General features: G+C 66.9%; 10 protein-coding genes. 5 read left to right on the plus strand and 5 right to left on the minus strand.

What is annotated here, in order from left to right; genetic code table 11:
• Positions 1 to 350 precede the first annotated feature (350 nt).
• Both BN1263_RS08360 and BN1263_RS08365 read left to right on the plus strand, forming a co-directional pair.
• On the plus strand, positions 351 to 1,169 hold the full coding sequence (locus BN1263_RS08360) for a S1/P1 nuclease (protein ID WP_058980488.1): 819 nt from the start codon (positions 351 to 353) through the stop codon (positions 1,167 to 1,169).
• 11 nt (positions 1,170 to 1,180) lie between these two features.
• Complete coding sequence (locus BN1263_RS08365; protein ID WP_058980489.1) at positions 1,181 to 1,981, plus strand: MBL fold metallo-hydrolase; 801 nt, start codon at positions 1,181 to 1,183, stop codon at positions 1,979 to 1,981.
• Positions 1,982 to 2,038: 57 nt separating this feature from the next.
• Here BN1263_RS08365 and BN1263_RS08370 read toward each other — a convergent pair whose 3' ends face one another.
• Genes BN1263_RS08370 through BN1263_RS08380 form a run of 3 tightly spaced genes read right to left on the minus strand, consistent with a single transcriptional unit; the run spans position 2,039 to position 4,198 of the window.
• Positions 2,039 to 2,602, minus strand: coding sequence for a hypothetical protein (locus BN1263_RS08370; RefSeq protein WP_058980490.1), 564 nt, complete (start codon positions 2,600 to 2,602; stop codon positions 2,039 to 2,041).
• Positions 2,599 to 3,840 carry a M56 family metallopeptidase gene (locus tag BN1263_RS08375; RefSeq protein ID WP_058980491.1) on the minus strand — a complete coding sequence of 414 codons (1,242 nt, stop codon included), beginning with the start codon at positions 3,838 to 3,840 and terminating at the stop codon, positions 2,599 to 2,601. Before BN1263_RS08375 ends, BN1263_RS08370 begins: the two co-directional genes overlap by 4 nt.
• Positions 3,833 to 4,198 carry a BlaI/MecI/CopY family transcriptional regulator gene (locus BN1263_RS08380; RefSeq protein ID WP_058980492.1) on the minus strand — a complete coding sequence of 122 codons (366 nt, stop codon included), beginning with the start codon at positions 4,196 to 4,198 and terminating at the stop codon, positions 3,833 to 3,835. The genes BN1263_RS08375 and BN1263_RS08380 overlap by 8 nt, the downstream gene beginning before the upstream one ends.
• Before the next feature lie 118 nt (positions 4,199 to 4,316).
• Here BN1263_RS08380 and BN1263_RS08385 point away from each other — a divergent pair, with 118 nt between their 5' ends.
• The 3 genes from BN1263_RS08385 (at position 4,317) to ybiA (ending at position 7,471) form a co-directional block, all read left to right on the plus strand.
• The gene (locus tag BN1263_RS08385) at positions 4,317 to 4,874 is read left to right on the plus strand and encodes a flavin reductase family protein (protein WP_058980493.1); all 558 of its coding nucleotides are present in this window, start codon (positions 4,317 to 4,319) and stop codon (positions 4,872 to 4,874) included.
• Between the two features lie 33 nt (positions 4,875 to 4,907).
• Entirely contained in the window at positions 4,908 to 6,860 is a 1,953-nt protein-coding gene (locus BN1263_RS08390; protein ID WP_058980494.1) for an acetyl-CoA hydrolase/transferase C-terminal domain-containing protein, read from the plus strand.
• Between the two features lie 62 nt (positions 6,861 to 6,922).
• Positions 6,923 to 7,471: a riboflavin biosynthesis intermediates N-glycosidase gene (gene ybiA / locus BN1263_RS08395; protein ID WP_058980495.1), complete on the plus strand. Its 549-nt coding sequence runs from the start codon at positions 6,923 to 6,925 to the stop codon at positions 7,469 to 7,471.
• Between the two features lie 115 nt (positions 7,472 to 7,586).
• Here ybiA and tkt read toward each other — a convergent pair whose 3' ends face one another.
• Positions 7,587 to 9,584, minus strand: coding sequence for a transketolase (tkt, locus tag BN1263_RS08400; protein WP_058980496.1), 1,998 nt, complete (start codon positions 9,582 to 9,584; stop codon positions 7,587 to 7,589).
• Between the two features lie 334 nt (positions 9,585 to 9,918).
• Positions 9,919 to 11,238 (minus strand): dicarboxylate/amino acid:cation symporter, encoded by a 1,320-nt coding sequence (locus BN1263_RS08405; protein ID WP_058980497.1) that lies wholly within the window; start codon positions 11,236 to 11,238, stop codon positions 9,919 to 9,921.
• Between the last annotated feature and the right edge of the window lie 7 nt (positions 11,239 to 11,245).

The following is an 11,245-nucleotide window of genomic DNA, read 5'->3' on the forward strand; positions in this document are numbered from 1 at the left end:
CGAGGCGGGGAGCGGGGCCCCGTCCAACCACTGCGCGCGTGCCAGCTCAAGCAAAGGCAAGAGCAGAACCGTGCATCCGAGGCGTAATGGTTGCCTGCAATTGCAGAAGGCGGATTTTGATCCTGCATTCGTTTTTGATGTTGCCTTTGACGTTTGCATCCGCCTCCGCGGCCATGTTGGATGGGGGCTGCAGGGGCAGGCGCTGCGGGACCGTCCGCGGCATGGATGCCGCGGCCGAGCTTACAGGGATGTACTTGCAGCGTGTCCCGCAGCGCCTGCCCCTGCAGCCAGCCCTAAGCAGACAGGAACGCGCCGCTCTCCAATCCATCTCCCCCCGCTAGAATGTGCACATGAAAGCCCTGCACTCCCTGTTCCTCGCCGTCGCCCTGGCGCCGGCCCTGCTGTCCGTCTCCGCCCCCGCACATGCCTGGGGCGCGCAAGGCCACCGCCTTGTTGCCGAAGTCGCCGACGCCCGCCTCAGCCCCGCCGCCCGCGCCGAAGTGGACCGCCTGCTGGCCACCGAACCGGACGCCACGCTGGCCAGCATCGCGCCGTGGGCTGACCAGCTGCGCGCCAAGGACCCGGGCCTGGGCCGCCGCTCGGCCGGCTGGCACTACGTCAACATCGCCGAAGACAACTGCCACTACGAAGCACCGAAGCACTGCAAAAACGGCAACTGCATCGTCGAGGCCCTGAAGGCACAGAGCGCCATCCTCGGCGATCGCAGCCTGACCGACGGCGAGCGCCTGCAGGCGCTGAAGTTCGTCGTGCATCTGGTCGGCGACATCCACCAGCCGATGCACGCCGGCTACGCCCACGACAAGGGCGGCAACGATTTCCAGCTGCAGTTCGGCAACCGTGGTACCAACCTGCATTCGCTGTGGGACAGCGGCATGCTGAACACCCGCAAGCTGGACGATGCCGGCTATCTGCCGGTGCTGCAGAGCCAGCGCGCGCCGAAGCTGGCGCGCCAGTCCAACCCGCAGCGCGACCCGCAGACGTGGGCCGAGGCCAGCTGCCGCATTTCCATGCAAGCCGGCGTTTATCCGGCCACGCGTAAAATCGGTGACGAATACACCGAGCGCTACCGGCCGCTGGCCGAAGCGCAGCTGCGACTGGCCGGTGAGAACCTGGCGCAGTTGCTGAACCGCGTGCTCGGCACGCGCTGAGGAGCGTTCCAATGTCGGTCCAGGTTCAGTCGTTCTTCCACCGTGACAGCAACACCTTCAGCTATCTGGTCAGCGACCCGGCAAGTGGCGAGGCAGCGCTGATCGACCCGGTACTGGACTACGACCCGGATACCGACGCCAGCAGCGAAGCACCGCTGCGCGCCGTGCTGAAGGCCATCGAACAACAAGGCCTGCAGCTGCGCTGGCTGCTGGAGACGCATGCCCACGCCGATCATGTGTCGGCAGGGCGCCGGCTCAAGCACCGCTTTCCGCAGGCCACGCTGGGCATCGGCGAAGGCATCCGTGCGGTGCAGGCCACTTTTGCGCCGCGCTACGGCCTGCAGCTTCCGGCCGCCGATGAGATCTTCGATCGCCTGTTCAGCGATGGCGAGACCTTCGCTCTGGGCGAACTGCGCTGTCAGGTCATCGCCGTGCCCGGCCACACCAGCGACAGCATCGCCTATCTGATCGGCGATGCGCTGTTCACCGGCGACTCGCTGTTCATGCCCGATGGCGGCACTGCCCGCTGCGATTTCCCGGGCGGCGATGCCGCGCAGTTGTACCGCTCGATCCAGCGTCTGCTGGCCCTGCCCGATGCGACGCGCGTATTCGTCTGCCACGACTACGGCCCGGGTGGCCGCGGGTTCGCCAACGAGACCACCATCGGCGAACAGCGCGCGCACAACATCCACGTGCACGACGGCGTGGCCGAGGCGGAGTTCGTCAGCGTGCGCCAGGCCCGCGATGCGACGCTGGAAGAACCGAAGCTGATGCAGCCCGCAGTGAAGGCCAACATCCAGGGCGGGGCCTGATCCACGCCGCTGCGCCCGCCGGGCATGGCCCTGCGCTACCCCGGTCATCGCGAGCGATCATTTTCCCTGCGTGCGCACCACGTGCTGGCCCTTCACGATCTCGAAGGTAAAGGCGTATTGCAGGGTGACGGCCACCGGTTCGACACGCTCGGCGCCGCGGCAGTCACCGCGATTGGCAGGCACCTTGCCGGCCGCGAAGTGGCAGACCGCTGCGGACGAGTACTTCCACATCGCCACGGCTTCCTGCGCTGCCTGCAGCAGGGGCGCATTCTCGCCCGCAGCACCTGCCGCGCACTCCGGGCGATCGGTCAATGGCAGGCTGCGCTCGACGTCGCCGTTGGCATCAACCACCACCTGCAGGCAGATGGTGGTCGGCGCCAGTTCCGCGCGCGGGTCGCGATCGCCTACCTCCGGGTCCGGTGCCGCGTACAGTTGCGGCATCCGGTAGCCCTCGGTCGCACCCAGCGAATACACCTGCAGCTGCCCACTGCCGCCGCCCGCCTGCGGCTGCAGGCGCTGGTGACCGACATTCTCGCTGCGGGTATCGACGGTGGTCAGGCGATCCTGGGTTGCACACCCCACCAGCAGCGCCGCCATCATCATCAGCGGCGCGGACTTCACTTCGCGTCCTCGGTGTCATCCATGGCGTAGGTGATCGGAATGCGTACGGCACCGGCCACCGGCTTGCCGTTCTTCACCGCGGGACGATAGGTCCAGCTGCGCGCGGCGGCGACGGAGACGGCGTCGAACACCCCCGGATTGGTCGCACTGAGTACCCGCACATCGGTCGGATGGCCCTGTGCATCCACTTCGATGCGCAGATTGACCACACCTACCTGGCGTTGCTCGACGGCGGACTTCGGATAGGACGGCGGCGGCATCTTGTCCACCTGGATCGGCCGGTCCAACCCCGCCTTGGCCGCATCGTCCTGCGCATGTTCGAACGGCTCGACACCGATCCGGGTGCCACCGGCCGCACCGCCCTGGCTGGCCCATGCCACCGCGCCCATGCCCACACACAACCCGACCACCAGCACCTGCCCGGACACCCACGGCAATGCCTTCCGCTTGGACTGCTTCAACATGGCGATACGCTCCTTCAACACGGGTTGGCTGCGCCAATGGCAGACCGCGGGCGCAACCGGGTGGACCAGCTGCGCCTTCAGCAGCGTGCTGGCATAGAGGCCGCGCAGCGCAGGCTGCGGACCGATGGTGCGGGCATCGCAGGCCAGTTCCTGATCGCGCAGGAAGCGGCGTGCGGCCCATGGCAGCAGCGGGTGGAACCAGAACACCACGCGCGCCAGCAGCAGAGCGCCGTTGGCCCAGTGATCGCCGTTGCGACGGTGGTTGCGCTCGTGTTGCAGGATCAGGCCCTGCTCCTGTGCACTGAACTGCTGGTCGAATGCCGGGCCGACCACGATGCGCGGCCGCCACAGGCCCACCAGCGCGGGCAGGCCGGGATCGCCGCTGGCCTGCCAGCTGCCATCGGTGCGCGGCGTCAGTGGACCCATCCGCCGTTCGAAACGGCGTTGTGCGCGCAGGTCGCGCAGCAGGCAGATGCCCGCGCCCAGCGCCCACAGCGCGAACAACAGCCCGGCCCATGAAAGCGAATGCCCGGCCACGCTATCAAGCGCACCGGGCATCACTTTCAGCGGCAGCGTGGGTACCTGCTGCAACAACGCAACCTGCGGCAACGGCAGCATCAGTGCCACCAGCAGCATCGGCAGCAGCCACCAGCTACGGTAGGCCAGCCCTGCGCCGCCCATCCGCACCAGCAACGGTCGCAGCGCCGCCAGCAACAGCACGCCCACCGCCAGCCACAGGCTGGACTGCAACAACCCGTCGAGCAGCTCATTCATGGTCCAGCTCCTGGATCAGCTTCTTCAGTTCGGCGATGTCCTGCGCGCTCAGCTGGCCGCGTTCGCTGAAGTGCGCGACCAGCGGTGCCACGCGCCCTTCAAAGACACGCCCGATGAAGTCCTGGCTCTGCGCTTCCACCCATGCCTGGCGTTGCAGCAGGGGTCGATACAGGTAGCGCCGGCCATCGCGCTCGGCGGCGATCGCGCCCTTGGTCAGCAGGCGGTTGAGCAGGGTCTTGATGGTCGGTTCGGCCCAGTCGCGGTGGGCCAGCGCGGCGATCACTTCGTCGGCGCTACGCGGTGCCTGCTGCCACAGCACCTCCATCACAACGGCTTCGGCTTCGCTGATAGGGATCATGGTTTACATCCGTAATCGATTCTTCGATTACGCGCGTAATCGTCCTGCCTGTCAAGCCCCTCGACTCCGGTTTCATCCCGGCTGCGCCAGCATCGATTCCTCCCGCCCCAGGCCCCGGATGAAAGCGCTGCCCAAGAAGGATTTCCCGGTCGAGCAGGCCCGCCGCTTCCTCGAACCCGGCCCGATCGTGCTGGTCAGTACCGCCTGGCGCGGCCAGCGCAACCTGATGACGATGGGCTGGCACATGGTGATGGGCTTTTCGCCGTCGTTGGTCGCCACCTACCTCTGGAATGAAAACCACAGCCATGCCCTGGCCGTCGGCAGTGGCGAGTGCGTGATCAACGTACCCGGCGTGGAGCTGCTCGATACCGTGGTCGACATCGGCAATTGCAGCGGTCGCGAGGTCGACAAATTCGCCCGGTTCGGGCTCGACGCGTTGCCCGCACGCGAGGTCGGCGCGCCGCTGGTCGGGCAATGCCACTCGAATTTCGAATGCCGCTTGTACGACGATAGCCAGGTTGCATCGAGCAATCTGTTCATCTGGGAAATCGTGCGCGCACACGTAGCGCCACGGCCGAAGCTGCCGCGCACGGTGCACTACCGCGGCGATGGGCAGTTCATGGTGGCCGGCACCGAAGTGTCGCGTCGACGGCGGTTCAAGCCCGACATGCTGTAATGCCTGCACTCCCCACACGCAGGACCGCCCCGCATGACCGAACACCTCACCGACCTGGACGCCGCTGTCGACTGGTTGTTTGCGCGCGTGGACGGGCCGCTGCGGGTCGGGGCACCGCTGGCACTGGGCAAGCCGCACCGGCTGCTCAATGCCCTGTACGCACGCGTCGAGCACGACCCTTCGCGGCCGCTGCAGCTGTATACCGCGCTGTCGCTGAACCCGCCCAAGGCACGTGGCAACGGCCTGGAAGCGCGCTTCCTTGCACCGTTCGCGCAGCGCCATTTCGGCGACGATTTCCCGCGCCTGGCCTATGCCGATGCGATCGCGCGTGACGCGCTGCCGGCGCACGTACAGGTGGAAGAGTTCTACATGCAGTCCGGCGCCCTGCTCGGTTCACGGCAGGCGCAGTCCAGCTATACCAGCCTGAACTACACCCACGCCGCCGATGCGGTGGCGCAGCGCGCGCCGCAGGTGATCGTGCAGAAGGTGGCAATGCGGCCGGATGATCGCCGGCTTTCGCTGTCGTGCAACAACGACATCACCCAGGACACGCTGGATGCGATGACCGCGCGCGGCCTGCCGCGCCCATTGATGATCGCCGAGATCGATCCGCAGCTGCCCTATCTGGGCGGCTCGGCCACGGTGGATGTGACGTTCTTCGATCTGGTGATCACCCCCCCACCGCCGTACCCCGCGCTGTTCGGGTTGCCGAGGCAGCCGGTCGGCGACGCCGACTATGCCATCGGCCTGTATGCCAGCACGCTGGTGCGCGACGGCGGCACCCTGCAGATCGGCATCGGCACGCTGGCTGATGCACTCAGCCATGCACTGGTGCTGCGGCACACCGACAACGCGCGCTACCGCCGCGTGCTGCATGCGCTGGATCCGCAGCTGGTCAGCCACCCGCTGGTGCAGGAAATCGGTGGGCTGGATCCGTTCGAGGTGGGCCTGTACGGCTGCAGCGAGATGCTCAACGAGGGCTTCCGCCGACTGGTGCAGACCGGGGTGATCAAGCGCAAGGTGCACGACGACCTGGCGCTGATGCAGCGCATCGAGAACGGCAGCACGTTGTCGATCGACCACGCCACCCTGGCCGCCGAGGGTGAGTACCTGCACGGCGCGTTCTACCTGGGCTCGCCGGAATTCTACGAATGGCTGCGCACGTTGCCGGAAGACGAATGCCGCGCGATCGGCATGCGCCGCATCAGCGAGATCAACCAGCTGTACGGCGGCAACGAAACGCTGGAACGCCTGCAGCGCCGCCATGCGCGCTTCTTCAACTCCTGCATGATGGCCACCGCGCTGGGCGCGGCGGTGTCGGACGCGCTGGACGATGGACGCGTGGTATCCGGCGTGGGCGGCCAATACAACTTCGTGGCGATGGCACATGCGCTGCCGGAAGCGCGCAGCGTGCTGATGTTCCGCGCCGCGCGCGATGACAAGGGCCAGCGCGCATCCAACGTGCGCTGGAACTACGGGCACACCACCATCCCCCGCCACCTGCGCGACATCTACCTCAACGAATACGGCATCGCCGACCTGCGCGGGCTGACCGACGAGGACTGCGTGCACGCAATGACCGCGATCACCGAGGCGCCGTTCCAGGATGAGCTGCTGCAGCAGGCGCAGGCCTCGCGCAAGCTGCTGGCGGTGTCCCAGCCCGACCCGCAGCGCCTGCAGCGCAATACGCCGCAGGCACTGGCCGCGGCACTGGCACCGTTCCGCGCCGATGGTAGCCTGCCCGACTATCCCTTGGGCAGCGACTTCAACGAGATCGAGCAGGTGCTGGTGAAGGCGCTGGCCTGGCTGAAGGCCAATACGCAGACGCGCGCCGACAAGCTGCGTACCGTCTGGGCAGCGCTGCGCCAACCGGCAGGCGACGGCGATGCGGTGTACCTGCAGCGCATGGGCCTTCAGGCGCCGAAGGATTTCGCAGAGCGTCTGGATGCGCGACTGCTGCGCCTGGCCCTCGCCCGCACCGCGTAGGCAGGGGCAGCGCCGGGCCGTGCCCGGCGGATGCGTGGTGCCCAACGCGCTATCGTATGCCTATGAGCGACGATTCCCGTTTCCTGCACGACCTGCAGCAACGCCAGGCCGCAGGCGAAGACCTGCGCTATCTGTGTTTCTGGGGCCACCAGCCGCCGCGCAGCGGTGTGTCTGCGTCCTGCTTCAGCCAGTGGTATGACGCCGGCTTCGACATTGATGGCGTGCACTACCGCACCGCCGAGCACTACATGATGGCCGGCAAGGCGCGGTTGTTCGGCGCCAGCGCGCTGCTCGACAAGATCATCACCAGCGCCACACCGGACAAGGCAAAGGCGCTGGGCCGCCAGATCGAAGGCTTCGATGAAGCGCGCTGGGTACAGGCGCGCTACGACCTGGTGGTGGCTGGCAACCTCGCCAAGTTCAGCCAGAACCCGGAACTGGGCGCCTTCCTGCGCGCCACTGCGCGTTGGGTGCTGGTGGAAGCCAGCCCGGTGGATTTCATCTGGGGCATCGGCCTGGCCAAGGACCACGCCGACGCGCACAACCCGGCGCGGTGGCGCGGATTGAACCTGCTGGGGTTTGCGCTGATGGACGTGCGCGACGCGATGTAACGCTCATCCACGCATGGCGTGGATCCACCGGCACGGCGACCGATTCGATTCGCCCCACAGAAAAAAGGAAAGGCCGGCGTGCGCCGGCCTTTCCTGCATCACGCTGCGATGCTGCTTACAGCGACTTGGCCGCTTCCACCACGTGGGCGGTGGTGATGCCGAAGTGCTTGTACAGCTGATCGGCCGGCGCCGAGGCACCGAAGGTGTCGATACCGACCACAGCACCGTCCAGGCCGACGAACTGGCGCCAGAAACCGGTGACGCCGGCTTCCACCGCCACGCGCTTGCGCACGGCATTTGGCAGCACCGATTCACGGTAGGCCGCATCCTGGCGCAGGAACACGTCGGTGGACGGCATCGAGACCACGCGGGTCTTGATACCGGCCGCGTCCAGCTGGGCCTTGGCTTCGGTGGCCAGCGAGACTTCCGAGCCCGTGGCGATCAGGATCACGTCCGGGGTACCAGCAGCATCGGCCAGCACATAACCGCCGCGCTCGATCTGGGCAATCTGCTCGGCGCTGCGCGGCTGGTGCGGCAGGTTCTGGCGGCTGAACACCAGGCAGCTCGGGCCGTCCTGGCGGGTGATCGCAGCCTTCCAGCTCACCGCCGACTCGACCGCATCGCACGGACGCCACACGTCGTTGTTCGGGATGTAGCGCAGCGAAGCCAGGTGCTCCACCGGCTGGTGGGTCGGGCCGTCTTCGCCCAGGCCGATCGAGTCGTGGGTGTAGACGTGGATGGCGTGGGCCGGGATCAGCGCGCTCATGCGCACGCCGTTGCGGGCGTAGTCGCTGAACACCAGGAAGGTGGCGTCGAACGGAATGAAGCCACCGTGCAGGGCCAGGCCATTGGCAATGGCGGTCATGCCGAACTCGCGCACGCCGTAGTACACGTAGTTGGCGTTGGCGTCGTCGCTGGCAACGGACTTGCTGCCCTTCCACAGGGTCAGGTTGGAGTGCGCCAAGTCGGCCGAGCCGCCGACGATTTCCGGCAGCAGCGGAGCATAGGCTTCAATGGCCAGCTGCGAGGCCTTGCGCGAGGCGATCGTCGGGCCTTCAGCCGCCACCTGGGCGATGTAGGCATCGGCCTTGGCAACGAAGTCGGCCGGCAGTTCGCCGTGCGAACGACGGGTCAGTTCGGCGGCCTCGCCCGGGTACTGGCTGGCGTACTTGTCGAACAGCTGTTCCCACTCGGCCTGGCGCAGGGTGCCGGCGCCGTTGGCACGCCAGCCGTCGTAGATCGCCTGCGGAATCTCGAACGGGCCGTATTCCCAGCCCAGCTGCTTGCGGGTGGCTTCCAGTTCGTCCTTGCCCAGCGGTGCGCCGTGGCTGGATTCCTTGCCCGCCTTGTTCGGCGAACCAAAACCAATGGTGGTGCGGCAGCAGATCAGTGTCGGCTTGTCGCTCTGCGACAGCGCGGCCTCGATGCCGGCCTTGATGCTCTCCGGGTCATGACCATCGACATCGCGCACCACGTTCCAGCCATAGGCCTCGAAACGCTCCGGGGTGTTGTCGGTGAACCAGCCTTCGACGTTGCCGTCGATGGAGATATGGTTGTTGTCCCAGAAGCAGACCAGCTTGTGCAGGCCCCAGGTGCCGGCCAGCGAAGCGGCCTCATGCGACACGCCTTCCATCAGGCAGCCGTCGCCCATGAACACCCAGGTGCGGTGGTCGACCACTTCCAGCTCCGGACGGTTGAAGCGCTGTGCCAGCAGCTTCTCGGCCAGGGCGAAGCCCACGGCATTGGCAAAGCCCTGGCCAAGCGGACCGGTGGTGGTTTCCACGCCCGGGGTCTCGTGGCGCTCCGGGTGGCCGGCGGTGTGGCTGCCCAGCTGGCGGAACAGCTTGAGCTGCTCGATCGGCAGGTCGTAACCGCTCAGGTGCAGCAGCGCGTACTGCAGCATCGAACCATGGCCGTTGGACAGCACGAAACGGTCGCGGTTGAACCAGTGCGGGTTGCTCGGGTTATGGCGGAGGTAGTCGTTCCAGAGGACTTCGGCGATGTCGGCCATGCCCATGGGCATGCCGGGGTGGCCGGACTTTGCGGTTTCAACCGCATCGGCGGCAAGGAAGCGGATGGCGTTGGCCAACTGGCGACGGGTAGGCTGCGTCATGGTTCTGTCGGAATCGGGAGGCGGCCGCGGACGTGCGGGCGGCCTATTGTCCCATAGTCGCCGGGCCGGGGGTCGGTTCACCTTGCCCGGCAGTGCCGGCCGCTGGCCGCCAACTGCGCAGAATTCAATGAAGATCATGAAGTTGCCGGCCAGCGGCCGGCACTACCGCCCCCGGAGTCCGGGGGCTGCGCCCTAGGCGCGGGGGTGTGGAGGCCGGTAAGGGGGGCCCACGATTCGCATCGCGAAACGTGGGAGCGGCAGCGCGCATGTGATGACGCGTACCCGGCCAGCGGCCGGCACTACCGCCCCCGGAGTCCGGGGCGGGAATCCGGGCTCAGTCCTGCTGCGGGCCCAGCGCCGGGCCATCGTGGCCTTCGCCCTTGGCCACCAGCGTGGTCAGGGCCAGGTCGCCAGTCACGTTCAGCGCGGTACGGCACATGTCCAGAAAGTGGTTCACGCCCAGGATCAGGCCGATGCCGAGCGGGTTCACGCCCACCATCGCGCAGATCATCGCCACCACCGGCAGCGAGCCCGACGGCACGCCGGCGGTTCCGATGCCACCGAGGATGCAGACCGCCATCACCATGATCTGCTGGCCGATGCTCAGGTCCACGCCGAAGAACTGGGCCAGGAAGATCACCGTCACGCCCTCGAACAGCGCGGTGCCGTTCTGGTTGGCGGTGGCGCCCACGGTCAGCACGAAGCGCGACACGCGCTGCGGCAGGCCCATCTGGTCGGCCACGCGCAGTGCGGTCGGCAGGGTGGCGTTGCTGGAAGCGGTGGAGAACGCCATCACCGTCGCTTCCTGGGTATCGCGGAAGAACGACAGCGGCGAACGGCCGGACAGCCACACTGCCGTACCGTAGGTCACCACCATGTGCAGGCCGAGTGCCAGCACCACCACGCCCACGTAGGCGCCCAGGCGGATGATCAGTTCGAAGCCGAACAGCGCGGCCAGATTGAACATGAAGCAGGCCACCGCATACGGGGCCAGGCGGATGACCAGGTTGATCAGGGTCATCGAGATTTCGAATACGCCTTCGATGGCACGGCGCAGCGGGGCGACCTTCTCGTCGTCGGTCAACACCATGCCGATGCCGAACATCAGCGCGAAGAACATCAGCGACAGGATCGCGCCGTTGTCAGACGCGGCCTGCAGCACGTTGCTCGGCACGATCGACAACAGCATGTCCATGCCCTTCGGCGTGCCATGGATGCCGGCAACGATTTCCTTGCTGCGCTCTGCGTTCTCCGACAGCATCATCGCGGCCACCTGCGGATCCACGCCGGCGCCCGGCTTGAGCAGGTTGACCAGCACCAGGCCGATGCCCACGGCAATGCCGGACAGCAGCACGGTATAGGCCAGGGTCTTCCAGCCGATGCGGCCAAGGGCGCGGATGTCGCCCATCTCCGACACGCCCATGATCAGCGCCGAGAAGATCAGCGGCACGATCAGCATGAAGATCAGGTTGAGGAACAGGCCCGAAGCCGGGGTGGTGACGTAGTCCATTACCCACTTGGCACCGGCCTGCAGACCTTCGACGCTGCCGCCCAGGGCGTGCACGATCAATCCCAGGACCAGGCCGATCGCAAAGCCGATGCCCATCTTCCAATGCAGGGGCAACTTCTTCTTGTCGGCAGCAGCTGCTGTCATGCGCGGG

This window comes from Stenotrophomonas thermophila (assembly GCF_001499715.1).
GTDB lineage: Bacteria > Pseudomonadota > Gammaproteobacteria > Xanthomonadales > Xanthomonadaceae > Stenotrophomonas > Stenotrophomonas hibiscicola.

Excerpts from the sequence above, each read along its gene's own strand:
- BN1263_RS08405 (WP_058980497.1), bottom strand. The coding sequence starts at position 11,238 with ATGACAGCAGCTGCTGCCGACAAGAAGAAGTTGCCCCTGCATTGGAAG.
- BN1263_RS08385 (WP_058980493.1), top strand. The coding sequence starts at position 4,317 with ATGAAAGCGCTGCCCAAGAAGGATTTCCCGGTCGAGCAGGCCCGCCGC.
- BN1263_RS08375 (WP_058980491.1), bottom strand. The coding sequence starts at position 3,840 with ATGAATGAGCTGCTCGACGGGTTGTTGCAGTCCAGCCTGTGGCTGGCG.
- ybiA (WP_058980495.1), top strand. The coding sequence starts at position 6,923 with ATGAGCGACGATTCCCGTTTCCTGCACGACCTGCAGCAACGCCAGGCC.
- tkt (WP_058980496.1), bottom strand. The coding sequence starts at position 9,584 with ATGACGCAGCCTACCCGTCGCCAGTTGGCCAACGCCATCCGCTTCCTT.
- BN1263_RS08380 (WP_058980492.1), bottom strand. The coding sequence starts at position 4,198 with ATGATCCCTATCAGCGAAGCCGAAGCCGTTGTGATGGAGGTGCTGTGG.
- BN1263_RS08360 (WP_058980488.1), top strand. The coding sequence starts at position 351 with ATGAAAGCCCTGCACTCCCTGTTCCTCGCCGTCGCCCTGGCGCCGGCC.
- BN1263_RS08365 (WP_058980489.1), top strand. The coding sequence starts at position 1,181 with ATGTCGGTCCAGGTTCAGTCGTTCTTCCACCGTGACAGCAACACCTTC.
- BN1263_RS08390 (WP_058980494.1), top strand. The coding sequence starts at position 4,908 with ATGACCGAACACCTCACCGACCTGGACGCCGCTGTCGACTGGTTGTTT.